This is a genomic window from Rhodococcus sp. DT1, assembly GCF_049844875.1.
Taxonomy (GTDB): Bacteria; Actinomycetota; Actinomycetes; order Mycobacteriales; family Mycobacteriaceae; genus Rhodococcus.
In genome coordinates this window covers 14,826-40,427 of record NZ_JBNCLW010000007.1, presented here as the reverse complement: position 1 = coordinate 40,427, position 25,602 = coordinate 14,826, and the positions used below count along the sequence as shown (strand labels likewise).

The window sequence follows — 25,602 nt, the reverse complement described above, 5'->3', positions numbered from 1 at the left end:
CCCAAATCCCCCATGCGCCCCGGTGTCCCGATACTGTCTACGCCAGCGCCGGGGGGAGGGTTCGCATTTCTTCCACCGGCACCATCGGCGGCACGCGCCGGTGACCGGAACACGATGGAGGAACGAATGAGCGCCTACCGGACCATTGTCGTCGGGACGGACGGTTCGGAATCGTCGTACAAGGCGGTGGAGAAGGCAGCTGCCCTCGCGGGAGACGCCGGCGCCAAGTTGGTGATCGCCTGTGCGTACTACCCGGCCGATCCCAAGGACACCGCACACGCCGCAGACGTGTTGCGCGACGAGGCCTACCAGGTCACCGGATCCGCACCGACCTACGAAATCCTCCGCACGGCACGGGAAAAGGCCACCGTGGCGGGCGCGAAGAACATCGTCGAACGGCCCGTCGTCGGTTCGCCCGTGGAATCCCTCCTCGCCCTCGTCGCAGAGGTCGAGGCGGATCTCATCGTGATCGGTAACCGCGGACTGAACACCCTCACCGGCAGGCTCCTCGGCTCGGTGCCGTCGGACGTGGCCCGGAAAGCGACCTCCGACGTGCTGGTCGTGCACACCGTCCGCTGACAGAGTTCCGCGAACGCGCGGGAGTCAGCAGTAGGTCTCGCGCGTGATCTCGACATAGTGCCGGGCGGCATCGTCGCCCGGCACCGTCGTATGCGTCGCCGCCGCGGCGTACGACGCGATCGGCCGCGCTGTCTCCAGGATGCGTTCCTCCGGCATTCCGGCTGCGAGCTGGTCGCACAGTCCGCGCGCGACCGCGAGCAGGGTCTCGTCCGGAACATCTGCGACCAGTCCCGCTTCGTCCAGCGTCTCCTTCATGCGTGTCGCGCGCGCGTCCAGTACCGGTGGCTCGGCCGCGGCCGTGGCGGTGGGTGTCTCCACCGCCTCGACGGGGTCGGCTGTGCCGGCCGAGCATGCGGCAGCCGCGAGCACTGCCGCGCCGGCGAGCAGAACCCGAGCCGCGGCGCCGATCGGCCACCGTCCCCGTCCCATCACCCTCACCTCACACCGTCGACGAACCGGACGTTTCTGTCGGCGGTGCCGTGGCGTACGGCACCGTGCACAGGACCGTACCTTCCCGGCATAACGGAATCGTTCCGATCCACGGCGTGCTGCTTCCACACCGCTACCTCGAGACGGCCCCCGCTCAACACCGGGCCTGGGCGGCGAGTCCGTCGAGCACCCGGGGGAGCGGGGTGGTGTGCAGCACGCCGAGTCTCTGGGTCGCCCGGGTCAGCGCGACATAGAGGTCGTTCATGCCGCGGGGAGATTCCGACACTATCTCGGACGGCTCCACCAGCAGGACGGCGTCGAACTCGAGGCCCTTGACGTCCTTGACGGCAGCGACCGTCACCGACGGTGAGGCGAGGTGCGCCCACTCCGCCACCAGGCGGGCAGGTACCAGAACCGCCGTCGTGCCCGGTCCCGACTCCTCGTCCAGTGCACTGCGCACCGCGTCGACCAAGCTGTCGGCCTCCACCGAACGTGCCCAGGGTTCGTAGCCGGATTCGCGCACCGACTCCGGCGGGAGTTGCTCGGGGTCGATCTCCGCGAGCACCGCGTGCGCGACCCGCATGATCTCTGCCGGTGTCCGGTAGTTGACGGTGAGTTCGGCCTTCTTCCACCGGTTCGCGACATACGGCTCGAGGACCCGCTGCCACGACGTGCTGCCCGCCGGATCACCGGTCTGGGCGGTGTCGCCCACGAGGGTCATCCACCGGTTCGGGATTCGGCGCATCAGCGCCCGCCACGCCATCTCCGACAGTTCCTGCGCTTCGTCGACGATCACGTGCCCGTAGGTCCAGGTCCGATCACCGGCAGCACGTTCCGCGGTGGTCTCGTGGTCCCGGTGGTCCTGGCGCTCCGCAAGCTGGGACGCGTCGATCAGGTCGTACGCCATGAGCAGTTCGGGGTCGAGGTCGTCCTCGAGATCCTGCGGTGCGGAACCGGTGAGGATGTCGAGTGCGCCTTGGGCATCGGCGATCTGCCTGCGCCACCTACGGGACGTGCGTTCTCGTTCCGCCGCGTCGTCGACCCCGAGCAGTTCGGCGATCTCGTCGAGCAACGGGGCATCGGCGGCGCTGAAACGTCCTGCACCGTCCGGGCGGTAGAGAGCCTCGATCTGGTCTTCCGAGAAGTGCGGAGCGGCCGAGGCAAGACGTTCCCGTGAGCCGAGCAGATCCGTGAGCACCTGCTGCGGGGTCAGTTCCGGCCACAAGGCGTCGATCGCGGAGACGATGTCCCGGTCCGCCCGCATCTCCGACCGGATGTCGTCGATGTCGTCGCGGCTGAGCAGGTTTCCGCCGTTGACCAGGTCGGTACCGATGATGGAGGCGAGCTGGTCTGCGAGCGCTTCGATGACCGCGGACACGAAAATCGGACGAGCCAGATTGTGTGGCCGACGCGACGAGCGCGCCCGGCCGCGTGCACGCGAGACAGATTTCCGGTCGAGCATGAGGCGGTAGGTGTCGAACGAGACGGGCACCGGGGAACTCGGGACTTCCTGCCGGTCCCGCACCGCCTTCTTGAGGATGTCGACCATGGCCGACGACCCCTTGAGTTCACCGGCCTCGCGGCTGTCGTCCAGCGTGGCCTTCACACCCGGATACAGGTCGCCGATGGTGGACAGCAGCACGCCCGTCTCACCGAGGGAGGGCAGCACCTGACCGATGTAGTCGAGGAAGGTGGAATTCGGGCCGATGATGAGCACGCCGCTCTTCGCGAGTTGCTTCCGGTACGTGTAGAGCAGGTATGCGGCGCGGTGCAGCGCCACCGCAGTCTTGCCCGTTCCCGGCCCGCCTTGCACCACGAGCACGCTTCGGTGCTCGGAGCGGATGATCGCGTCCTGCTGGGCCTGGATGGTGGCCACGATGTCGTGCATCTGCCCGGTGCGGGCGGCGTTGAGGGCCGCCAGCAGGGCGGACTCGCCGGCGACTCCGCCTGCAGCCGGGGTGTCGGAGTGCTCCTGCGCGGCGTCGAGATCGAGGTATTCGTCGTTCAGGGCGGTCACCGAACGTCCACGACTGCGGATGTGGCGACGCAGCACCACGCCGTCGGGTGTTGCCGGCGTGGCGAGATAGAAAGGCCGCGCCTGCGGTGCCCGCCAGTCGAGGAGAAGCGACTCGTAGTCGTTGTCTTCGTCCAGAATTCCGATGCGCCCGATGTATCGGCTGTCGAGGCCCCCGTCGTTGTCGACCTCGTCGTCCCGCACGTCGATCCGCCCGAAGCACAGGCCGTGTTCCGCGGCGTCGTACTTCGCGAGATCCTCGGTATACATCTGGGTGAACGACTCACGTTCGGAGCGTGCCTGCGGGGTGCCCCCCGACTCCCGGAGCACGCGGGTCAGCCTCGTCTTCGCGTAGTCGCGCAGGTCGTCGAGGTGCCGGTAGAGCATCGAGACGTAGGCCTGCTCAGGCTCGAGGTCTGGGTGGGACGCGCCATCGGCCGGCACATGAACTCCTCGGATAGGGACAGATCGAACGCGTGGGGGCGTCGACGGAAGTGCCCGAGAAGTCTAGTCGGATCGCCGGGGGCGTCGAGGAACACCCGGAGACAAAGCGCAGGCACGCGGATCCGGGTGGATCCACGTGCCTGCCGCGGAAGCCGATCACTCCGCTCGCTGTGCTCGTCTCGAGGCGGTCTTACCGCTTCTTCTCGAGCGCCTTACGATTCTTCTCGATGGTCTTTTCTGCCTGCTTGCGGGCCTTCTCGGCGCTGATCCGTGCCTTCTCAGCGGCCTTGAGCGCCTTGGCGTTGAGCACCGCCGAACGCTCGTCTGCAAGCTGTGCCCACTCGCTGCTGCGATCACGGGCGGTGTCCAGGAACTTGGTGCCGCGTACACGGGCGACCTCGGCGATCTCGGGGCCGCGTTCCTTCGCGACGTCGAGCAGTTCGGTGCCGCGCTCGCGTGCGGTGTCCGCGAACACGGGGCCGCGTTCCTTCGCGATGTCGATCAGGCCGGTGCCGCGCTCCCGTGCGCGTTCTGCGAGTACGGGGCCACGATCACGCGCAACCTCGAGGAAGTCGGTGCCGCGTTCCTTCGCCACCTCGGCGAGGACGGGACCACGTTCCTTGGCGACATCGAGCAGATGACCGCCGTGTTCGGCTGCGTCACCGGTCAGGGACTTCACGCGATCGGCGACGTTGCTGAAGGCCTCCGCAGTGCCGCGATCGGAGGAAGCCGCGAGGGGGAGAGCCGCTGCCACGGAAGCCTGGGCGTGCCGCGCCGCGCGGCGGCCTCGCCATCCGAGCGACGGTTTGCCTTCGGTGTCCACCGCGGCGATGAGGAGCCCGCCCAGCAGGCTGACACTCTTGATGAACTCGGTGCGCTGCTTGGAACGGGTTTCCGCATCCTGAGCGTTCCAGAAGTCGTGTCCGACGGCGGTGGTCGGTATGAGCGAACCTGCGAGGGCGAGTGCCGAGAGTCGAGGTGCCTTACCGAGCGCGAAGAGCGCGCCGGCACCGATCTGCACGGCGGCGTTGAGCTGGATCAGCGTCTCGGGGTTGCTCGGGAGCCGATCGGTGACCGAGGCGGGCAGGACATTCACCGCCTGATCCAACGCGGGCTGAGCCGCGTTCGCCCGCGGAGCGGGATTGCGGAGAGCGTCGACGCCCCCGGCAATGAAAATGGACGCGAGCATCGGCCTCGCGAGTCTCCGGACGATCATGTAATTCCTCCCGTTGTCGGGTGTGTTGCCACCGCAACCCGTGTACCCCCACCGCTGCCGGAATATGCCCGGGATCCCGGAGTGTCGCCCGGGATGTCCTTTTCCGCGCAGAAGTGGGGTTCGCATAGGACGGAACTTCTAGATAACCCGAATCGGCAGGGGTGCACACCCGCCGGCACAACCGGGCCGAGACCTGAGGGTCGTCGCGTCAATCGATGCGCGCGACCTCCGGGCGGGCGGTCACCGGGGCGGCCAGTTGCTGCTCGTCGCAGATCCGTTGCAGCTTCTCGAGCGTGGCGCTCAGGCCCGGGCCTCTCCGGGGGCCCGGAGTGAAGGACGCGGGCAGGTGCCGCATGCCCTGGATGACACCGATGGTGTCGTAATGCACCGTCCCTTCGGGATCGCACCGGAAGTCCGGCATGCGGTCGAGTACCGCGGTGAGCATCGACTTGAACACCGTTCGGGCTACGTTGGAGCCGATGCAGCGATGGATTCCGAGACCGAAACTGAAGTGCCGGTTCCCTTTCCGGTCCAGGACGATCTCGTCGGGATCGGGAAAGACCGTCGCGTCACGGTTCGCCATCGCCCACGACAGCCACAAGCGCTCACCTTCGCGCAACTCGGTGCCACCGACCTCGAAGTCGGCCGCGACGGTGCGCCCGTCGCCCGGTGCCGGCGTGAAGAAGCGCAGGAACTCTTCGGTGGCCGAATCGAGCAACTGTTCGCGGTCGCGGATGAGCACGTCACGCTGGTCGGGATTCGACGACAACCACTCGAGCGAGTGGGCGGTGAGCGCCGTCGTCGTGTCGAAACCGCCACCGATCAGCAGTCCGAGCATGCCCAGCAGTTCGAGGTCGGGCGCCGGCTCGCCGTCGATGCGCAACTCGACGAGCCCGTTGACGAGTCCCGGACGAGGGTTCGTCTTGATCTCGGCCAGATTCGACAGCAGGTCGATCCCCATCGCGCGGTGCATCTCGGCGACCCGCTCGGCGTCCGGCGAATTCTCCGGTGTGTAGACCGACGCGTGCACCGGTTCGCTGTACACGGACCATTTCTCGATCGGGATACCGAGCATGGCGAGGGTGAGGACGGCGGGCACGACGTTGGCCAGGTCGTCGACGAAGTCGATCCGTCCGGATTCGATCTTCTCGTCGAGTGCGGCGTGGGCTGCTTCGTCGATGAACGGTTCCCACCGTTTCACCGCGGCAGGGGACAGGTAAGGGTTGAGGACCTGCCGGTAGAGGCGATGCTCGGGGTCGTCCATCTCGAGAATGCCGCCGCGCACCATTGCCGCGCGACGTGCGGTGGGAATCGAGATCCCCTTGTATCCGCGCCGGGTGCCGTGAACGTCGTGGTCGTTCGACACGTCGGCACTGCGTGCGAGCTCGAAGACCTCGTCGCTCCCGCTGGCTACCCAGTGCCCGTCGTAGGTGTCGGTCCAGGCGAGGGGGCACCGGGCGTGAAGATCATGCGTGATCTCCTCGAACCGATGCCGGTATTCCGGGGTGTGCCGGTCGAAATGGGCCCGGGGGTGCTTACGGTCCCGGTCGACGGGTGCGTCATCGATGGTCACAGCTGTTCCTTCGCGGTACAGGGATACTCGGGCGGGATCGTCTTCACTCGGTGTTGTCGTCGTATGCGTCAGGCGCCGGATGCGGCGACGGCGCCGGGCTCGCCGCTGGAGTCCGGGCCACCGGCCGCGGCGCGTACCGCGCGGACGATGCCCTGGTAACCGGTGCAGCGGCACAGGTTGCCCGAGATCGCTTCCCGGATCTCGTCGTCGGACGGTGACGGGTTCTCTCGCAGGAATGCGGTTGCCGAGACGATGAATCCCGGTGTGCAGAAACCGCACTGGAGTCCGTGCTGGTCCCGGAAGGCTGCCTGGACGGAGGACAGTTCCCCGTCGGCGCCGGCGAGGCCCTCGATGGTCGTCAGTTCGGCTCCGTCGGCCTGGACCGCGAAGATCAGGCACGCGCGCACGGCCTCGCCGTCGAAGAGGACGGTGCACGCCCCGCACACCCCGTGCTCGCATCCCAGATGTGTGCCGGTCAGGCCGCACCGCTCGCGCAGGTAATCGGCCAGCGTCAAGCGCGGTGGTACGCGATCGTGGCGGGTCGCGCCGTTGATCCGGACACGGATATCGACGTCAGTCATCGAGTGCCTCCTTCACGGCGCGGTTCCACGCGCGAGCGACCATCGCGGACCCGACGCGGCGTCGGTACCCGGCCGTGCCGTGACCGTCCGACGGAACCGCGTCGAGATGTGCGGTCGCGTTGCGGCCGACCTCCTCGGCGGAGATCGTCGACGCCCCGCGCCCGAGCAGTTCCCTTTCGACCGTTCGCGCGCGGATCGGTGTCGGGCCCATTCCGAAGACCGTGACCGCGCACCGTTCGATCCGCTCGTCCGCATCCACGCGGAGCGCGACCGCAGCGCCCGCCACCGCGAAGTCGCCGCTGCGGCGGGTGAATTCTTCGATCGCAGAACCGCACCGGCCGCGCCACACCGGGAATGTCACTGCGGTCACCAGCTCGTCCGGTTCCATCGCCGTCGTCCACATCCCCTGGAAGAAGTCGGCGGCGGGGATCGTGCGCAACCCCCGGGGGGAGCGCGTTTCGATGTCGGCATCGAGGGTCAGGGCCACCGCCGGATACTCCGCTGCGGCATCTGCGTGCGCGAGGGAACCGCCTATCGTGCCGCGGTTGCGGATCTGGAAGTGCCCGATGAGCGGTGTCGCGCGGGCGAGCAGGGGAACGCTTCGGGCGATCGTCTCGGACCGGCCGACCATCGTGTGCGTGGTGGTGGCCCCGATCCGGACGGTGTCGGTGCCGGCCGTGATGTCCGCCAGATCGGTGAGTCGCCGGAGGTCGACGAGGTGGTCGAACACGGCGAGCCGCAGGACGAGCAGCGGCATCAGGCTCTGCCCGCCGGCGATGAACTTGGCCTCGTCACCGAGTTCGGCGAGCAGGTGAACCGCCTCGTCGGCCGTCTCCGGTGCGTGATAGTCGAACGCGGCGGGCTTCATTCGTCGTCCTTCGCGGCGGTGCGCGCGTCGTCGATCATCGTCAGAACGGCGGAGGGGGACAGCGGCAGCTGTTTCAGTTCGACTCCGAACGGAGCAAGCGCGTCCATCACCGCGTTGAGCACTGCGGGCGTCGCGCCGATCGCGCCGCCCTCGCCCACGCCCTTGAAGTTTCCGGGCCCCGGGCTCGGGGTGTCGATGTGCCCGATCTCGATCGCCGGAATCTCGGATGCCGTCGGCAGCAGGTAGTCCATGAAGGTGGTGGCGACGGGATTGCCGCTGTCGTCGTACGCGAGATGCTCGTACAGTGCGCCGCCGATTCCCTGGACGGTGCCGCCGCAGATCTGGCCCTCCACCACGCTCGGATTGATCATCTTGCCGCAGTCCTCGCTCACGATGTAGCGAAGCAGGGTCACCTTACCGGTCGCTACGTCCACCTCGCAGGTGCACACGTGGGTGGCGTTGGCCCAGATCATCATGTGTGGTGTCCGGTAGCGCCCGCTCGCTTCCAGACCCGGCGGGACACCCGGTGGCAGGGCCTCACCCTGGAAGTAGGCGATATCCGCGATCTCGGCCAGCGACAGTGTCTTGTCCGGTGCGTTCCGCGCCGACGCCGTGCTGTCGACGAAGTCGATCTCGTCGGGAGTCGTGTCCAACCGGTGCGCCGCGATCGCCACGATCCGTTCACGCAGGCCCGCGGCGGTCTCGGCAATCGCACCTGCCGTCATCGACCCGGACCTGCTGCCACCGGTGCCGGCCCCGAACGGCGTGACGGCGGTATCGCCCTGGACCGTCCGGACATCCGCCATCGCAACGCCGAGGGCATCTGCCGTCAACTGCACGACGGTCGTCTCGAGACTGTTGCCCGCGGAGCCACCGGCAACATAGACGTTCACCTTGCCGGTCGGCTCGATCCGGATGGTGGCGCCCTCGGTGCTGTGGAACGAGGTTCCGCCCGTGGTCGGCTCGACGTAGGTGCACGTACCGACGCCGAGGTACCGTCCCTCGGCGCGGGCGCGTTGCTGCTCTTCCCGGAAGTCCTCGTAGCCGAGCATCGCCACGGCCTGCTCGAGAGTGTCGAGGGGTGAGATGTGATCGAGCGGCATGCCGTGCGGGTTGAACGCGGGCAGGTCCTCGCGGCGGATCATGTTGCGACGTCGCAGTTCGACGGGATCGATGCCGATCCGGCGGGCGGCATGGTCGAGAAGCACTTCACGAGCGACGGATTCGAACTGCCAGGGACCACGGTAGGCCAGCCGGCCGACGGTATTGGAGTAGTGGAACTTCACGCTGAACGACGCGTCCGGGACCCGGTAGGGACCCGGGAACAGCATGCCCACCACGACTCCGGCGGTGAGAGGCGAAGGAGTGGGGTAGGCACCGACGTTCTGCACATGGTCCATTCCCGCCGCAAGGATCCGGCCCTCCGCGTCGAAGGCCATCCGCACGTCTGCGTGCTCGTGACGCGCCATACCCGACGACATCAAATTCTCTTGACGGTCCTCGATCCACTTGACCGCCGTGCCGAGCGTGCGTGCCGCGAGCTGGATGCAGATCTCCTCGCGCAGCGGCGCAACCTTGAGTCCGAAACCCCCTCCGGTGTCGCGCGCGATCACCCGGACCCGGTGTTCGTCGATGCCCAGCAGCCGGGCACAGAAGCCGCGCACCTCGTGGGGCGACTGGGTGGAGATCCACACCGTCATCTCGCCTGTCGAGGCCGACCACTCCGCCACCAGCCCGCGGGTTTCCATGGGAACGGGTAGGTAGGCCTGCTGAAAGATCTGCTGCTGCACGGTATGTGCGGCGGCCTCGAAGATCGGATCGAGATCCGATGCCGGACGTCCGGCCATCTCACCGGCGGAGTTGCCGGCGAACCCGGCGTGCACGAGATGCGGTGACGAATCCGCGGTGACGTAATCGAGTACCGGTTCGAGCGGTTCGTACTCGACTTCCACGAGTTCGACGGCGTCTTCTGCGACGTACCGGTCGACGGCAACGACCAGGGCCACCGGGTCTCCGACGAATCGCACCTCTTCTTCGGCGAGCGGTGGCCGAGGTACCGGCGGCATGCCGGGCATGTCGAGCGCGTAGGAGATCTGGTGCGCGACGGTGTTCAGTTCGGCGGCGGTGTATACAGCGAAGACGCCCTCGAGCTGCAGTGCCGCGGATGTATCGATCGCGCCTATTCGCGCGCGGGGCAACGGGCTTCGTACAAAGCAGGCGTGCACCATCCCGGGCCGTGTCACGTCGTCGACGAACGTGCCGGCGCCCGTGACCAGGCGGAGATCCTCGATGCGCGGAACCGAGGTGCCGACGACCCCGCGCGCGGCGGCGTCGTCGCGGACGGCCGGGGGAGTCTGCGTGCGGGTCACCGGAGTGCTCGTCGCAGAGGGCGGTTCGGTATGCGGGAAAACGACGGCGGAAGTGTCATGCGGCAGGTTCTCCGTTCACCTGGACAGTCCGTCAGGCGTCCGCTGAAGGCTTGTGCACCAACAGGTTCGAGAATGAAAGCGCAAACACGTGCGGGTTCGGCACGTGCGGAATGTCTAACATCGCCGACGGTGCGATGTCAACAAGATATGTCGTCGGCGATTATGCGGTTGCGATTTCGTGAGAATTGCATTTACGGCAGGTCAGGTCTCCGCGCGGTCCGGACGATGCAGTCGCGGCACGTCGGTAGTCGCGTCGTCCCGCGACAGGACCAGGTCGGTGACGCACTCGAAGTACGGGGCGGCGCTACCACGGCTCGTGGTGCGCTCGATCGACAGTCGTGCCGCGCGGCCGTGCAACCGGAGCGTCGCGATCTGGTTCCCGAACGTCGGCCCGGCGATCCGATCCCACTCCACGGGCGACCGGGGAACCGGCGTGACAAGCCGAAGCAACCCGCGTACCGACCGTTCCGCCAGGCGACTCCACGCCGCCCGGAACCCCGCCCGGACCGCGGCCGGAACCCGATTGTGGAGAGGTGAACACGTCAACTGATAGACCTGAGAGTCGGTCGGGAAGGTGAACCGCGCGCTCGCGGCGTAGGCGTGGTGGACATCGCCCGACAGCACACAGATCGTCGCCGGGGGGATGCCGGACGTATCGGTCAGGTCTCCGCGGGCGACTTCGCCGAAGAGTCGCGCGAGGCGGTCGAACGAGTCGTGGAACGCTGCCCAATGCTCGAGGTCGGCGCCGCGGCGCAGACTCTCCGCCCAGCGGGCGAACCGCGGTCCCCGCGCACCGAACGCCAACTGCTCGTCCCAGGCCTCCGCATCGTGCAACGCGCGGGGCAGCAGCCAGGGCAACGACGTTCCGACGAGGAGGTGGTCGTAGTCGCCCACCGTCTGGTCTTCGATCCAGTCGAACTCCGGATCGGAGACCATCTCGCGCCGTTCCGAGGTGAGGACCCGCCCGCAGCGCGAATCGATCACGAGAAGACGCACCGACCCGAAATCCCGGCGATACGACCACTGCACACCGCGCGCACCGTCGGCCTCCTCGTCGGCCTCGGACGCGAACTCGCGCAGCAGGGCGGTCGCGTCGCCGGTGGTCCCGCGGATCTTGGCGTACAACTCGTTCCGGCGCAGTTCCGCGGGCGAGAGGTTTCCGAGGTGCTGGTAGATCCAGTACGACATGAGCGCCCCGACGATCCGCTCCTCCCACCAGTTGCTCGCCTCGAATTCGGCGCGCCACGATTGCGAGGTGTTCCAGTCGTCGTGCACGTCGTGGTCGTCGAAGATCATCGAGGTCGGCACGGTCGACAGCAGCCACCGCACCTCCGGGTCCGACCACGCCTGGGCATAGAGCCAGGTGTATTCCTCGAAGTCCCGCACCTGGGCGCCGGGCGGCTCGTCCAGGTCGTGCCGCTCTCCGACGCGTTGCAGGATTTCGGGGGACAGTTCGTCGGCATAGACCTGGTCGCCCAGCAGCATCAACGCGTCGGGCCACAGGTCGCGCGGTTGCGTCCTCATACGCTGCGCGTAAACGGCGAGAGCGTCCGCGCCGAGCGACTCGTCGGGCCCGCCGTCGGTCTCGGCGCCGGTGGTGGCGACCCGGCACGAGCCGAACGCGAGATCGAACCGGGCGTCGTCGCTCAGGGACCGGATGACAGAGGCGTCGGCGTTCTCGAGTGGCCAGACGTCGGTGTCGTCGAGTCGCACCCGGTACGGCGTGGTGGAGCCCGGCTCCAGGCCGTCGATCACCACGAGGGCGTAATGGTGTCCCGCGACGGACCACGTCCGTTCGGAACGGCCGAGTATCTCGACGGTGCAGGGAGCAGATGTTTCCACCCACACCGTGGCGTCCGTGGAACCGACGTGCCTGAGGACGGGTCCGAGCAGAAGTGCCGCCATGGTTCACCGTGCCGGAGTTCGCAGGAGCGAGGCCTGATGCGACCGAATCGTACCGGGATCAGAAGGCCGATCCCGACGAAACGAGCCCCGGGAAGGGGAATCGGGGGGACGCTGTTGATGCCGGCAGTCTCCGCCGGCGGAACTTCGGAACGAGGGGAGTCCGGCGTGGACGACAGTCAGGATCCGAGTGGATGGGACAACCTCGACGAAGACGCGAAGCGGCAGGCGCAGGACAAAGCCGAGAAGGTCCGCAAGATGTACGAACCCGGGGTACGGCCCACCGAAACCGTGCCGGGTACCGACGGAATGGTCTCCGGTACCGCGTTCGCCGAGCCTGACGACGAACATCGCGGGGACGAATCGGAAGCGGACCGGCAGTAGAGCGGCCGGCTGTCCTGTCCGGCGTTCAGTCGTGCGCGCGGGGGCGTTGTGGCGATGCCATGGAAGTGCTTCCGAACGGCGCGCGGTAGGGGCAAGATGTGCGAATGCCCGCACACATCACCACCGCACCGCCGACAGTTCACACCGCCCTCCTCGGTCTGGGGGTCTACCGGCCTCGCCGCGTCGTTCCCAATTCGGAGATCGTCGAGCGCATCGACTCCACCGATGAATGGATCAGGACCCGCTCCGGCATCACCGCCCGCCACTGGGCCGAACCTGACGAAACGATCGTCTCGATGAGCACGGCCGCTGCCCGCGACGCGCTGTCCGCGGCGGGCATGGATGTCGATCAGATCGATGCCGTCGTACTGGCCACCTCGTCGCAGATGGTGCTGGGACCGTCCGCGGGGGCTGTCGTGGCCACCGAACTGGGCATGCAGAACACCGCCGCCTACGACGTCTCCGCGGGCTGCGCCGGGTTCTGCTACGCGCTCGGCAACGCGGCGAGTCTCGTCCGCGCCGGCCAGGCCCGCAACGTCCTTGTCATCGGCGTGGAGCGACTGTCCGACCTGCTCGACCCCACCGACCGCACGTGCGCGTTCATCTTCGCCGACGGCGCCGGGGCCGCAATCGTGGGCCCGGCCGACGAGGAAGGGATCGGGCCGGTCGCCTGGGGCTCGGACGGCAGCCAGACCGACGCCATCAAGCAGGACAAGGATTTCCAGCAGTATTTCGGCGAGGTCGACGCCGCGCTGGCCGGCGGTCCGACGCCGGTACGCCCGTACATCCGGATGAACGGCGCGGCCGTTTTCCGCTGGGCCGTGACGTTCCTCGAGACGGCGTGCAAAGACGCCCTGGCGAAATCCGGCGTCACGGTCGACGACCTCGATGCCTTCGTGCCGCACCAAGCCAACAGCCGCATCACCGATGCCCTGATCCGGACCTTGGGACTACCCGACACCGTGGCGGTCGCTCGCGACATCGCGGAAACGGGCAACACGAGCGCGGCCTCGATTCCGATGGCCATGGAAGAGTTGCTGCGATCCGGTGCGTCCAAGCCCGGTGACACGGCACTGCTGCTCGGGTTCGGGGCCGGGCTTTCGTACGCCGGGCAGGTCGTCCGAATGCCCGCGATCGTGTAACCGCGACCGGCGGGTGCCGGTCGCGGCACCCGTCATCGCGCGGTCGCGTCCACCGTCTCAGCGAGCATCGCGTGCGGGTAGTCGGCGGCGCGGTGCTGGAACGCGGTGATACTCGGATTCCGGATCACTCCGTCGCGAATCTCGATCGCTCGGGCGATGACCTGGTCGCCGGCCCAGGCGTCCGGGCCGGAGAGGACCGTCCGCACGTGGGGGAGCAGCGCTGCACTGATTTCCCACGTCGCGGAGTTCCACAGGTACGACGGACTGTGATCCACGGCGTAGTAGTGGATGTTGTTACCGACGACGAAGCTCGGCTCGGTGAACGAGGTGGGCCGCGCCCAGCTGAACCCCATGCCCGCATCGCACGACACGTCGACGATCAGGCTGCCGGGCGCGAATGCATCCAGGTCTTCTTCGCCGAGGAATGTGAGCGGTTCTGCGGTGTCCTGCAGGACGCAGTTGACCACGATGTCGTTCTCCGCGAGGTACGGCGCCAGCGGCACCCGTCCCTCGTCGGTGAGCACGAAGCTGCGATGCGGATCGGTGGCCTCGTGTTCGAACCGAACGATGCGCGCCGAGTGTATGGGCGATCCGACGGCGGCCACATCACGGTTGGTGAGCACCCGGACATCGTCGATGCCGTGTGCGTTCAAGGCGGTGACCGCGCCCCGGGCCGTTGCCCCGAACCCGATGACGACGGCGCGCAGACGACGGCCGTAGTCACCGGTGCACCCGATGATCTGCAGACCGTGGATCACCGAGCTGTAACCGGCAAGCTCGTTGTTCTTGTGGAACACGTGCAGCCCGAAGCTTCCGTCGCTGCGCCAGTGGTTCATCGCTTCGAAGGCGATCAGCGTCAGCCGCCGGTCGATGGCCTGCTGCGTCACCGCGGTGTCCTGGACGCAGTGCGGCCAGCCCCACACCGTCTGGCCCTCCCGGAACTCCGCGAGATCGCTCGCCTGAAGCTTGGGCAGAGCGATCACGTCGCAGTCGGCGATCAACTGCTCCCGGGAGCGGAATCCCGCGACGAAGGGCTCCAGATCGGCATCGGACACACCGAAGGGTGTGCCGTAGCCGGGCTCCAGATAGATGTGGGCACGCAAATCCTCGTCGATCCGGGAAAAGTGGTGCGGATGGATCGGCAGACGTCGCTCGTTTTTCTTCCGAGAGTGCGCCAGGACACCGAGATCAAGCATATGTAGTTGTGCTCCTGCGGGTTTGGTGATGAGGGAGAGTTGTGTCAGCGCTTCTTGACGTGCGCGACGATCTCGGGATCGGCCTGGGAGTTGGCGCCCGACTTCTTGTCGGCCCGCTTTTCCTTCAGCGACTTGCCGGACTTCTTGGACATGGAACTGCGAGGCGATTTGTCGGCCATGCTGCCACCCTCATTCGAGGACCTGAACGGTCCTGATGACCTGACAGTACGGGATCACCGGCCCGGAACCTCGCTCCGCCTCGAATCGGGTCGCCGAACGGCCGGCGTCGAGGCTCGGGCCGATGACCTGCTACGCAGTCCGTCACCAGCCGCGTTCGCGCCACTCGCCGAGGTGCGGACGCTCCGCGCCGAGCGTCGAGTCCTTGCCGTGCCCGGGGTAGAACACCGCGTCGTCGCCGAAGCGGTCGAAGATCTTCGATTCGACATCGTTCATCAGCGAGCGGAAGGCGTCCTCGTCCGGGGTCTTGCCGACGCCGCCGGGGAAGAGGGAGTCGCCGGTGAAGATGTGGTGCTTGCCGGTGCCCTGTTCGGTGAGAACCAGCGCGACCGACCCCGGTGTGTGCCCTGCGAGGTGAATCACCTCGAGATCCAGGTCACCCACCCGAATCGACTCTCCCTCGGTGAGAATCCGATCGGGTGCGACCGGCAGCGGTCCGGCGTCGAGTGCGTGCGCGGCGGTGGGGACACCCGTCTCGGCGGCGACCTTCTCGAGACCCTGCCAGTGATCCCAGTGCTGATGGGTCGTGACGATGAGTTCGAGGTGCGGGGCGTTGTCGCGCAGGAACTGCACCAGTGTGTCGGGTTCGTTTGCGGCATCGATGAATACGGATTTGCCGGTCGCGGTGTCGGTGACGAGGTAGGTGTTGTTGTTCATCGGGCCGACGGCGAGTTTGACGATCTCCGCGCCGGGGACTGCGCGTCGCTGGGCCGACCCTCCCGGGGTGACGTCGCCGGTGTAGGTGTCCTCGATGATCACGGTGTGCTGCGTCATACCCGCAAACCTACCGCCGCCATACCCGGGAGGGGACGAAGCGCGCCCGGCCTCTGTCGGTACCCGCGCCTACCATGGATCAAGGCCGAACCTCGGCCGTGTCTACAGGAAGGATATGGCGTGGCGGACCGCCTGATCGTGCGTGGAGCACGGGAACACAACCTGCGGGGAGTAGACCTGGACCTACCGCGCGACAGCCTCATCGTGTTCACCGGCCTGTCGGGATCGGGCAAGTCGAGCCTCGCGTTCGACACCATTTTCGCGGAGGGCCAGCGGCGCTACGTCGAATCGTTGTCGGCCTACGCCCGGCAGTTCCTCGGACAGATGGACAAGCCCGACGTCGACTTCATCGAGGGCTTGTCGCCGGCTGTGTCCATCGACCAGAAGTCCACCAACCGCAATCCTCGATCCACGGTCGGCACGATCACCGAGGTGTACGACTACCTGCGTCTGCTGTACGCCCGCGCGGGCACTCCGCACTGCCCGGTGTGTGGCGAGGAGATCTCCCGGCAGACGCCGCAACAGATCGTCGATCAGGTCCTCGACATGGAGGAAGGGGCGCGATTCCAGATCCTCGCGCCGGTCGTCCGCACCCGCAAGGGCGAGTTCGTGGACCTGTTCGAGCAGCTCACCGTGCAGGGTTACTCCCGCGTCCGGGTCGACGGCGTGGTGTATCCGCTGTCGGATCCGCCGAAGCTCAAGAAGCAGGAGAAGCACGACATCGAGGTCGTGGTCGACCGGTTGGCTGTGAAGCCGAGCGCCAAGCAGCGCCTGACCGATTCGGTCGAGACGGCGTTGCGCCTGGCGGAAGGCGTGGTCGTCCTCGACTTCGTGGACCGCGACGAGAATGCGCCGGATCGCGAGCGCCGGTTCTCCGAGTCGCTGGCGTGCCCCAACGGGCACCCCCTGGCGATCGACGATCTCGAGCCGCGCTCGTTCTCCTTCAACTCGCCCTACGGCGCGTGCCCCGAGTGCGCGGGCCTCGGTGTCCGGAAGGAAGTCGACGTCGATCTCGTCGTGCCCGACCCGGACGTCAGCCTGGCAGAAGGTGCGATCGCGCCCTGGTCGATGGGCCAGAGCGCGGAATACTTCACGCGCCTGCTGACCGGCTTGGCCGACGTCATGGGCTTCGACATCAACACTCCGTGGAAGAAACTGCCCGCGAAGGTTCGCAGGGCGGTCCTCGAGGGCAGCACCGACCAGGTGCACGTGCGGTACAAGAACCGGTACGGCCGCGTCCGTTCGTACTACGCCGAGTTCGAAGGTGTGATGCCGTTCCTGCATCGTCGCCTCGAGCAGACCGAGTCCGATCAGATGAAGGAACGCTACGACGGGTACATGCGGGAAATCCCTTGCCCCGCATGTAAAGGCGCCCGGTTGCGGCCCGAGATCCTCTCGGTCACCATCACCGCCGGCAACCACGACCGCAGGTCGATCGCAGAGGTGTGCGACCTGTCGATCGCCGAGTGCGCCGAGTTCCTCGACACGCTCACCCTGGGTAGCCGTGAGGCGGCCATCGCCGGCCAGGTGCTCAAGGAAGTGCAAGCGCGGCTCGGGTTCCTGCTCGACGTGGGCCTCGACTACCTCTCGCTCTCCCGCGCCGCCGCGACCCTCTCGGGCGGGGAAGCGCAGCGCATCCGGCTTGCCACCCAGATCGGCTCCGGCCTCGTCGGTGTCCTGTACGTGCTCGACGAACCGTCCATCGGCCTGCATCAGCGCGACAACCGGCGGCTCATCGACACCCTCACGCGGCTCCGCGATCTCGGGAACACGCTCATCGTCGTCGAGCACGACGAGGACACCGTCCGCGCGTCCGACTGGGTCGTGGACATCGGTCCGCGAGCGGGCGAACACGGTGGCCGGGTGGTGCACAGCGGCACCTACAAGGAGTTGCTCGACAACCCCGAGTCGCTGACCGGCGCGTACCTGTCCGGCCGTGAAGCCATCGAGATCCCGGCACTCCGTCGTCCCGTGGACCAGAAGCGGCAGATCACCGTGGTGGGAGCGCGCGAGAACAACTTGCACGACATCGACGTGTCGTTCCCGCTCGGTGTGCTCACCTGCGTCACCGGCGTATCCGGTTCGGGTAAATCCACGCTGGTCAACGACATTCTCGCGACGGTGATGGCGAACAAGCTCAACGGGGCGCGCCAGGTGCCCGGCCGGCACACCCGCATCAACGGTCTCGACCAGCTCGACAAGCTCGTGCGCGTCGACCAGTCTCCGATCGGTCGCACGCCGCGGTCCAACCCCGCGACCTACACCGGGGTGTTCGACAAGATCCGCACGCTGTTCGCGGCCACCACCGAGGCGAAGGTGCGCGGGTACCAGCCGGGGCGCTTCTCCTTCAACGTCAAGGGCGGACGCTGCGAGGCGTGTTCCGGTGACGGCACGCTGAAGATCGAGATGAACTTCCTGCCCGACGTCTATGTGCCGTGCGAGGTGTGCCACGGGGCGCGGTACAACCGCGAAACCCTCGAGGTGCACTACAAGGGCAAGACGATCGCCGAGGTTCTCGACATGTCGATCGAGGAGGCGGCCGAGTTCTTCCAGCCCGTCACCTCGATCCACCGCTATCTCAAGACACTCACCGAGGTGGGACTGGGATACGTGCGGCTGGGCCAGCCGGCCACCACGCTGTCCGGCGGCGAAGCCCAGCGCGTCAAGCTCGCGGCGGAACTGCAGAAGCGGTCGAACGGGCGCACCGCGTACATCCTCGACGAGCCGACCACCGGCCTGCACTTCGAGGACATCCGCAAACTGCTCGGCGTCATCAACGGGCTTGTCGACAAGGGCAACACCGTCATCGTCATCGAGCACAACCTCGACGTCATCAAGACGGCCGACTGGGTGATCGACATGGGACCCGAAGGCGGAGCCGGGGGCGGCACCGTCGTCGGACAGGGCACGCCCGAGGACATCGCCGAGGTGGAAGCGAGCTACACCGGGCGCTTCCTCGCCGAGGCGCTCGCGCCTGTACCGCCCGCGCCGAAGAAGGCTCCGGCCCGGAAGCGGGCGGCGAAGAAGAAGGTCGCGGCGAAATAGTCACGCAGGACACCCGGGAGCGGCGCCGAGCGCTGCGTCCCGGGTGTCGTGCTGTGCGGGTCGGATCAGTAGACGGGGCCGGTGTACTTCTCGCCGGGACCGAATCCGGGCTCGTCGGGAGTCGACGATGCCTCCCGGAACGCGCGCTGCAGTGCTTGCAGGCCCTCTCGGATCGGTCCGGCGTGCGGTCCGAGGTATTCCACGGAAGCCGTGACGAGGCCGGCCAGCGCAGTGATCACACGTCGTGCCTCGTCGAGATCGAGGTGGCTGCTCTGCTGGGGGTCGGCGTCGCCGAGGCCCAGCTTCTCGGCGGCCGAACTCATCAACATCACGGCAGCGCGGCTGATCACCTCGACAGCCGGGATCTCGGCGAGTTCGCGCACGTCGTCCGGCGCTACGTTCGGGTCCTGGGAATCGGGTGCCTCGGTCATGCATCGAGGATCCCACTGCGCCCGGGAGCGACGCAGTTCGGGTGGTCGCTCGCGGGGCGATTCGATGCCGACGTGCATCTTTGCTAGACTTGTCCCCACGACCGCCCATGCATACCAGCATGGGCAGCAAAGTGGAGTCCGACTCCCACCTCTGGCGGCACATAGATGCAGTTCAGTGGTCCGGTCTTCCCGGTGCTCGCACCGCGGATGCCGCATCCTCCGGGATGCTGGGGCGTATGTGCAGTGCAACTGCCGTTCGTCGACCGGTCGGTATCGGACCCCGCGTGGAGCCTCGGCACCACAGCGGGGTCTTTTCGTCGAGGAACTCGGGCCACCTGCTGCGGTGCGGTCACACCGACCCACCGTTCTACCTAGGAGGCCACATCAGCGCTGAGACCCGCATCAACGAACGCATCCGAGTTCCCGAGGTCCGTCTCGTCGGACCTGGCGGGGAACAGGTCGGCATCGTGCGTGTTGAAGATGCACTCCGCCTGGCCATCGAAGCCGATCTCGACCTTGTCGAGGTGGCGCCCGACGCTCGGCCGCCGGTCTGCAAGATCATGGATTACGGCAAGTTCAAGTACGAGAACGCGCAGAAGGCGCGCGAATCGCGCAAGAACCAGCAGATGACCGTGATCAAGGAGCAGAAGCTCCGGCCCAAGATCGACGATCACGACTACGAGACCAAGAAGCGCAACGTCGTTCGCTTCCTCGAGGCCGGGTCCAAGGTCAAGGTCACCATCATGTTCCGTGGCCGTGAGCAGTCGCGTCCCGAACTCGGGTACCGGTTGCTGCAGCGTCTGGGTGCGGATGTCGCCGAACTCGGCTTCATCGAAACCTCCGCGAAGCAGGACGGTCGCAACATGACCATGGTGCTGGCCCCGCACAAGGGCGCGAAGACCCGCGCGAAGGCGCAGGAAGCCGCCCATGCTGCACCGGTCAACACCGCGCAGCCCTCGAGCACCGCGCAGGCAACGCAGGCATCTGCCCCTGCGACCCCGCCGCCGGCGCCGCAGCAGGGCGACGCCCCAAGCAGCTAGCCGCTCGAACCAGCACACCCGGTGCTGCGTGCGAGCACCGATGTACACACCGACAAGAACTGAGGACTCCATGCCCAAGTCGAAGACCCACAGCGGCACCGCGAAGCGATTCAAGGTGTCCGGCAGCGGGAAGATCCTGCGCCAGAAGGCCGGGCGCCGCCACCTTCTCGAGCACAAGCCTTCGACCGTCACTCGCCGTCTCGACGGCGTGGCAGTGGTCGCGCCCGCGGACACCCCGCGGGTCAAGCGCCTGCTCGGCCTCTGAGCTTCCCCGACCGTTTCCCGCTCTCCGGGGACGAAACAATGTCGTCCCCCGAACTTTGACAGGACTTAACCAGTGGCACGCGTGAAGAGGGCCGTCAACGCCCAGAAGAAGCGCCGTTCGATTCTCGAGGCCTCGAAGGGCTACCGCGGGCAGCGCTCGCGTCTGTACCGCAAGGCCAAGGAGCAGCAGCTTCACTCGCTGACCTACGCCTACCGCGACCGTCGCGCCCGCAAGGGTGATTTCCGCAAGCTGTGGATCAGCCGTATCAACGCGGCGGCTCGCGCCAACGACATCACCTACAACCGCTTCATCCAGGGCCTCAAGGCCGCGGGTGTCGAGGTCGACCGCAAGATCCTCGCCGAGCTCGCCGTCTCCGACGCCGAGGCATTCGCCGGCCTGGTCGCGCTCGCCAAGGCTGCGCTGCCGGCCGACGTCAACGCTCCGGCTGCCTGAGCACGACGCTGAACGACGACACAACACAGGAACGGCCCGTGGATCCGCTCACCGAGCGCACCCCGCGGGTCGTTTCTGCTGTGAAACTCTTGCGGGCCGCGGAACGACGCAAAAACGGGCGGTTTCTCGCCGAGGGTGAGAACTCCGTCACCGAAGCGCTCGCGGCCGGTCACGTGCACGACCTGTTCGTCACCGAAGCCGCGGCCGAGCGCTACCGCGACTGCGTCGACGCCGCGCACCGCGCGGGGGTGCGCGTCGCCACCGTGACCGAGAAAGCCGCCGCCCGTCTGTCGGACACAGTGACCCCGCCGGGACTGGTGGCCGTCTGCGACACCCTCGACGTCCCTCTCGAGGCGGCACTGTCGCCGCGCCCCCGGCTCGTGGCGGTGCCCGTCGCGATGGCGGAGCCCGGCAACGCCGGCACCCTGATCCGTGTCGCGGACGCTGTCGGCGCCGACGCGGTGATCCTCGCCGGCGACTCGGTGGACCCACACAACGGAAAGTGTGTGCGTGCGTCGGCAGGCAGCATCTTCCACCTGCCGGTTGCGCGGGAGCGGGACACCCTGCGTGTTCTCGACGCCCTCTCCGGCGCAGGCGTGCAGATCCTCGCGACGGCCGCCGACGGCGAGGTCGAACTCGACGACGCCGACGAACTGCTGGCCCGTCCCACGGCGTGGCTGTTCGGAAACGAGGCCCACGGTCTCGATCCGGAGGTCGCCGCGCGGGCAGACCATCGGGTCCGTATCCCGATCCGGGGTCGTGCCGAGTCTCTCAACCTCGCTACCGCAGCGTCGATCTGCCTGTACGCCAGCTCCCGGGTGCAGCACCGGCCCCCGGTGCAGACTCGGGCCTCCGGACCCATCACATAGGATTTGTCGGTGCGCCGTCGACCATCCGGTCGCGGCGGCGCCCGCGAGAACATTTCGAACCATCGTTCGCCCGAAGAAGGAGTTGCACCGGTCGTGGCCAAGAATGAAGGCGGCACCCCGCCGGCAGTCGATCCGAGCGCCTTGACCGAGGAGGCCCTCGCTGCGGCCGAGAAGGCTGCGATCGAGGCGTTCGCGGCCGCTGCCGACCTCGACGCGCTCGCGCGGGCGAAGGTCGACCATCTCGGCGACAAGGCGCCCATCTCCCTCGCCAAGCGTGCGCTCGGCTCGCTGCCGGGCAAGGAGCGCGCAGACGCGGGCAAGCGGGTCAACGCCCACCGCACCGCCGCGCAGGCCGCATTCGACGCCCGCAAGGAAGAACTGCAGGCCGAGCGTGACGCGGCGGTCCTCGTCGCCGAGGCCGTCGACGTGACGCTGCCGGCGACTCGCCGCCCGCTCGGTGCCCGGCACCCGATCAGCATCATTTCCGACCAGGTCGCCGACGTGTTCGTCGCGATGGGATGGGAAATCGCCGAAGGGCCCGAGGTCGAAACCGAGCATTTCAACTTCGATGCCCTCAACTTCCTGCCCGACCACCCGGCCCGCACGATGCAGGACACCTTCCACATCGCACCGGAAGGGTCGCGTCAGGTGCTGCGCACCCACACCTCCCCGGTGCAGGTGCGCACGATGCTGCACCGCGACATCCCGATCTATGTGGTGTGCCCGGGCCGCACATTCCGTACCGACGAACTCGACGCCACGCACACCCCGGTGTTCTCCCAGGTGGAGGGCCTCGCGGTGGACAAGGGTCTGACCATGGGCCACCTGCGCGGCACGCTCGATGCGTTCGCGCGTGCCCTGTTCGGACCGGAGACGCGGACGCGGATGCGTCCGAACTACTTCCCGTTCACCGAGCCGTCCGCCGAGGTGGACGTCTGGTTCCCGAACAAGAAGGGCGGCGCGGGCTGGGTCGAGTGGGGCGGCTGCGGCATGGTGAACCCGAATGTGCTGCGGGCCTCGGGCATCGACCCCGACGTGTACACCGGATTCGCATTCGGCATGGGTCTCGAGCGCACGCTGCAGTTCCGCAACGGCATCCCCGACATGCGCGACATCGTCGAAGGCGACGTGCGCTTCACCCTGCCCTTCGGTGTGCAGGGCTGACGCCCGCCACCTCCATCCGTCCCCGAACGAACGAGAAAGCTGAACCCAAGTGCGAATAGCGCAGTCCTGGCTGACCGAGATCCTGCAGCGTGCCACCCCGGAGTGGAACGTCACGCCCGAGGAACTCGACGCGGGATTCGTCCGGGTCGGGCTCGAGGTCGAGGACATCGAAACCCTCGAACGCATCGACAACCTGGTCGTCGGACGGGTCGCCGAGATCACCGAACTCGAGGGGTTCAAGAAGCCCATCCGGTTCTGCAAGGTCGAGGTGGGCGAAGACGAGCCCCGCGGCATCGTGTGCGGTGCCCGCAACTTCGCCGAAGGTGACCTCGTGGTCGCCGCACTCCCCGGCGCGGTGCTTCCCGGCGGGTTCGCCATCGCGAGCCGCAAGACCTACGGGCAGGTCTCCGACGGGATGATCTGCTCGGTGAGCGAACTGGGTATCGGCACCGACCACTCGGGCATTCTGGTGCTCGAACCGGGAAGTGCCGAGCCGGGCGCGGATGCGAACGAATTGCTCGGGCTCGGCGACACGGTCGTCGAACTGAACATCACCCCGGACCGCGGTTACTGCTTCTCCGCCCGCGGACTGGCCCGCGAACTCGCCTGCGGCTTCGACCTCGAATTCGTCGACCCAGCTCAGGTCACCCCGCTGCCCGCCGACGGTGGCGAGGCCTACCCGATCCGGCTCGAGCCGGAGACCGACGCCACCCGGTTCGCGGCACGCCGGGTAACGGGCATCGACCCGAACGCAGTGTCCCCGTGGTGGCTGCAACGGCGCCTGCACACCGCCGGTGTGCGCCCGATCTCCCCGGCCGTCGATGTCACGAACTATGTGATGCTCGAACTCGGCCAGCCGCTGCACGCGTTCGACGCGGCCACCCTGCAGGGCGATATCGTCGTGCGCCGAGCTCGGGCGGGGGAGAAGCTGACCACCCTCGACGGTGTCGAGCGCGACCTCGATCCCGAGGACGTCGTGATCTGTGACGACTCCGGCGTCATCTCCCTCGCCGGCATCATGGGCGGCGCCACCACCGAAGTCGGGGACGCGACCACCGACATCCTGCTCGAAGCGGCGACCTGGGATCCGCTCGCCGTGTTCCGCGGCAACCGGCGTCACAAGCTCAGCAGTGAAGCCGGGAAGCGTTTCGAGCGCACCGTCGACCCCGCCGTCGCCCGCGCCGCACTCGATCGCGCGGCAGCGCTGCTCGTCGAGATCGCCGGCGGCACCGTCGAGCCCACCCTCACCGACATCGTCGTTCCGACCGAACCCGTGTCGATCCGGATGGACATCGACCTTCCGGACCGCATCGCCGGGGTCACCTACCCCAATGGCACCGCCGCCCGTCGCCTGACCCAGATCGGGTGTGCCGTGGAGGTCGGTGTCGGCGAGGACGGTCACGGTCAGCTCGTGGTGACGCCGCCGTCGTGGCGCCCCGACCTGCGTCAGCCCGCAGATCTCGTCGAGGAAGTGCTTCGCCTCGAGGGGCTCGAACAGATCCCGTCGGTGCTCCCGGCCGCTCCCGCAGGACGGGGACTGACGCCGAGTCAGAAGCGTCGCCGCGCCGTCGGCAAGGCGCTCGCCTACGACGGTTACGTCGAGGTACTCGCCCCGGTGTTCCTGCCCACCGGCGTGTTCGACACCTGGGGACTCGACGCCGACGATCCGCGCCGCGTCACCACCAAGGTGCTCAACCCGCTCGAATCGGACCGCCCGGAACTGGCCACCACGCTGCTGCCCGGCCTCCTCGAGGTGCTCGCGCGCAATGTCTCGCGTGGCCAGCGCGACCTGGCGCTGTTCTCCATCGCCCAGGTGGTGCAGCCGGGTCCCGACACGGTGGCGGTCGCGCCGTTGCCGGTCGACCGGCGTCCCAGCGACGACGAGATCGCAACCCTCGAGCAGTCGCTCCCGGCGCAGCCCGTGCACGTCGGCGGTGCGCTCGCGGGAATGCGTGAGCCCGCGGGACCGTGGGGACCGGGACGCGCGGCAGAGGCGTCCGACGCCTTCGCGGCCGCCGAGACCATTGCCAGGGCCGCGGGTGTGCAGCTGGAACGGCGTGCGGCGCAATATCTTCCGTGGCATCCGGGTCGTTGCGCCGAGTTGCTCGTCGACGGGGTGGTCGTCGGCCACGCCGGTGAGTTGCATCCGGCCGTCGTCGAACGGGCGGGCCTTCCGGCGCGCACGTGTGCTTTCGAGCTCGATCTCGACGCCCTCCCGATCTCCGAGTCGCTGCCCGCTCCGGTGGTCTCGCCGTTCCCGGCGGTGCTGCAGGATGTCGCGGTGGTGGTCGACGCGGAGGTGCCGGCGGCGTCGGTCGAGTCCGCGCTGCGCGCGGGTGGCGGCGAACTGCTCGAAGACATCAGGCTGTTCGACGTGTTCGAAGGCGCGCAGGTGGGTGAGAACCGCAAGTCGCTCGCGTTCGCGTTGCGTTTCCGGGCGCCCGATCGCACGCTCACCGAGGACGAGGCGAGCGCTGCCCGTGACGCTGCGGTCGCTGCGGCTGCTGCCTCCGTGGGTGCCGAGATGCGTCGCTGACGTTGTCCTCGGCGGGGGCGCGCCGGGTCAC

22 protein-coding genes are annotated in these 25,602 nt (G+C 67.7%); 10 read left to right on the top strand and 12 right to left on the bottom strand.

The features are described from left to right. The first annotated feature begins 126 nt into the window (after positions 1–126). Positions 127–579 carry a universal stress protein gene (locus ACLQ3J_RS17765; RefSeq protein WP_169622971.1) on the top strand — a complete coding sequence of 151 codons (453 nt, stop codon included), beginning with the start codon at positions 127–129 and terminating at the stop codon, positions 577–579. A 24-nt stretch (positions 580–603) separates the two neighbouring features. On the opposite strand, the gene ACLQ3J_RS17760 is transcribed toward ACLQ3J_RS17765, so the two are convergent. From ACLQ3J_RS17760 to ACLQ3J_RS17725, 8 genes are all read right to left on the bottom strand, one after another. Then, the gene (locus tag ACLQ3J_RS17760; protein ID WP_378528419.1) at positions 604–1,008 is read right to left on the bottom strand and encodes a DUF732 domain-containing protein; all 405 of its coding nucleotides are present in this window, start codon (positions 1,006–1,008) and stop codon (positions 604–606) included. Positions 1,009–1,162: 154 nt separating this feature from the next. Further along, positions 1,163–3,466 (bottom strand): HelD family protein, encoded by a 2,304-nt coding sequence (locus ACLQ3J_RS17755; RefSeq protein ID WP_425904046.1) that lies wholly within the window; start codon positions 3,464–3,466, stop codon positions 1,163–1,165. A 190-nt stretch (positions 3,467–3,656) separates the two neighbouring features. Further along, positions 3,657–4,682: a DoxX family protein gene (locus ACLQ3J_RS17750; protein WP_169622972.1), complete on the bottom strand. Its 1,026-nt coding sequence runs from the start codon at positions 4,680–4,682 to the stop codon at positions 3,657–3,659. Positions 4,683–4,890: 208 nt separating this feature from the next. Beyond that, complete coding sequence (locus tag ACLQ3J_RS17745; protein WP_378528416.1) at positions 4,891–6,255, bottom strand: cytochrome P450; 1,365 nt, start codon at positions 6,253–6,255, stop codon at positions 4,891–4,893. Between the two features lie 68 nt (positions 6,256–6,323). Continuing rightward, positions 6,324–6,836, bottom strand: coding sequence for a (2Fe-2S)-binding protein (locus ACLQ3J_RS17740; protein WP_169652893.1), 513 nt, complete (start codon positions 6,834–6,836; stop codon positions 6,324–6,326). After that, positions 6,829–7,704 (bottom strand): FAD binding domain-containing protein, encoded by an 876-nt coding sequence (locus tag ACLQ3J_RS17735; RefSeq protein ID WP_169622975.1) that lies wholly within the window; start codon positions 7,702–7,704, stop codon positions 6,829–6,831. Before ACLQ3J_RS17735 ends, ACLQ3J_RS17740 begins: the two co-directional genes overlap by 8 nt. Continuing rightward, positions 7,701–10,073, bottom strand: a complete 2,373-nt coding sequence (locus tag ACLQ3J_RS17730; RefSeq protein WP_296549901.1) for a xanthine dehydrogenase family protein molybdopterin-binding subunit — start codon at positions 10,071–10,073, stop codon at positions 7,701–7,703. The genes ACLQ3J_RS17735 and ACLQ3J_RS17730 overlap by 4 nt, the downstream gene beginning before the upstream one ends. 261 nt (positions 10,074–10,334) lie before the next feature. Next, the gene (locus ACLQ3J_RS17725) at positions 10,335–12,038 is read right to left on the bottom strand and encodes an alkaline phosphatase D family protein (RefSeq protein ID WP_425904044.1); all 1,704 of its coding nucleotides are present in this window, start codon (positions 12,036–12,038) and stop codon (positions 10,335–10,337) included. A gap of 165 nt (positions 12,039–12,203) precedes the next feature. On the opposite strand from ACLQ3J_RS17725, the gene ACLQ3J_RS17720 reads away from it, so the two are divergent. Beyond that, the gene (locus ACLQ3J_RS17720) at positions 12,204–12,419 is read left to right on the top strand and encodes a hypothetical protein (protein ID WP_240955183.1); all 216 of its coding nucleotides are present in this window, start codon (positions 12,204–12,206) and stop codon (positions 12,417–12,419) included. A 104-nt stretch (positions 12,420–12,523) separates the two neighbouring features. Next, positions 12,524–13,561 carry a beta-ketoacyl-ACP synthase III gene (locus tag ACLQ3J_RS17715; protein ID WP_169622979.1) on the top strand — a complete coding sequence of 346 codons (1,038 nt, stop codon included), beginning with the start codon at positions 12,524–12,526 and terminating at the stop codon, positions 13,559–13,561. Positions 13,562–13,593: 32 nt separating this feature from the next. On the opposite strand, the gene ACLQ3J_RS17710 is transcribed toward ACLQ3J_RS17715, so the two are convergent. From ACLQ3J_RS17710 to ACLQ3J_RS17700, 3 genes are all read right to left on the bottom strand, one after another. Beyond that, positions 13,594–14,757 (bottom strand): N(5)-(carboxyethyl)ornithine synthase, encoded by a 1,164-nt coding sequence (locus ACLQ3J_RS17710; protein ID WP_425904041.1) that lies wholly within the window; start codon positions 14,755–14,757, stop codon positions 13,594–13,596. A gap of 44 nt (positions 14,758–14,801) precedes the next feature. After that, positions 14,802–14,936, bottom strand: coding sequence for a hypothetical protein (locus ACLQ3J_RS17705; RefSeq protein ID WP_277350493.1), 135 nt, complete (start codon positions 14,934–14,936; stop codon positions 14,802–14,804). A 142-nt stretch (positions 14,937–15,078) separates the two neighbouring features. Further along, complete coding sequence (locus ACLQ3J_RS17700) at positions 15,079–15,768, bottom strand: MBL fold metallo-hydrolase (RefSeq protein ID WP_425904040.1); 690 nt, start codon at positions 15,766–15,768, stop codon at positions 15,079–15,081. Between the two features lie 120 nt (positions 15,769–15,888). Between ACLQ3J_RS17700 and uvrA the strand changes: the two genes are divergently transcribed. Continuing rightward, positions 15,889–18,813, top strand: coding sequence for an excinuclease ABC subunit UvrA (gene uvrA, locus ACLQ3J_RS17695; protein WP_169622982.1), 2,925 nt, complete (start codon positions 15,889–15,891; stop codon positions 18,811–18,813). A gap of 65 nt (positions 18,814–18,878) precedes the next feature. Here the strand turns inward: uvrA and ACLQ3J_RS17690 are convergent, their stop codons facing one another. Then, positions 18,879–19,244, bottom strand: coding sequence for a DUF1844 domain-containing protein (locus ACLQ3J_RS17690; protein ID WP_169622983.1), 366 nt, complete (start codon positions 19,242–19,244; stop codon positions 18,879–18,881). Positions 19,245–19,582: 338 nt separating this feature from the next. Here ACLQ3J_RS17690 and infC point away from each other — a divergent pair, with 338 nt between their 5' ends. From infC to pheT, 6 genes are all read left to right on the top strand, one after another. Beyond that, a complete protein-coding gene (infC, locus tag ACLQ3J_RS17685) occupies positions 19,583–20,284 on the top strand; it encodes a translation initiation factor IF-3 (protein ID WP_206037422.1) in 702 nt (233 codons plus the stop codon). 70 nt (positions 20,285–20,354) lie between these two features. Further along, positions 20,355–20,549, top strand: coding sequence for a 50S ribosomal protein L35 (gene rpmI / locus ACLQ3J_RS17680; RefSeq protein ID WP_072698932.1), 195 nt, complete (start codon positions 20,355–20,357; stop codon positions 20,547–20,549). Between the two features lie 72 nt (positions 20,550–20,621). Further along, positions 20,622–21,002, top strand: a complete 381-nt coding sequence (gene rplT, locus ACLQ3J_RS17675; protein WP_169622984.1) for a 50S ribosomal protein L20 — start codon at positions 20,622–20,624, stop codon at positions 21,000–21,002. Between the two features lie 38 nt (positions 21,003–21,040). Next, on the top strand, positions 21,041–21,871 hold the full coding sequence (locus ACLQ3J_RS17670) for a TrmH family RNA methyltransferase (RefSeq protein WP_169622985.1): 831 nt from the start codon (positions 21,041–21,043) through the stop codon (positions 21,869–21,871). Between the two features lie 93 nt (positions 21,872–21,964). Then, a complete protein-coding gene (gene pheS / locus ACLQ3J_RS17665; RefSeq protein WP_169622986.1) occupies positions 21,965–23,035 on the top strand; it encodes a phenylalanine--tRNA ligase subunit alpha in 1,071 nt (356 codons plus the stop codon). Between the two features lie 49 nt (positions 23,036–23,084). Then, the gene (pheT, locus tag ACLQ3J_RS17660) at positions 23,085–25,571 is read left to right on the top strand and encodes a phenylalanine--tRNA ligase subunit beta (RefSeq protein ID WP_296549937.1); all 2,487 of its coding nucleotides are present in this window, start codon (positions 23,085–23,087) and stop codon (positions 25,569–25,571) included. Positions 25,572–25,602: the final 31 nt, after the last annotated feature.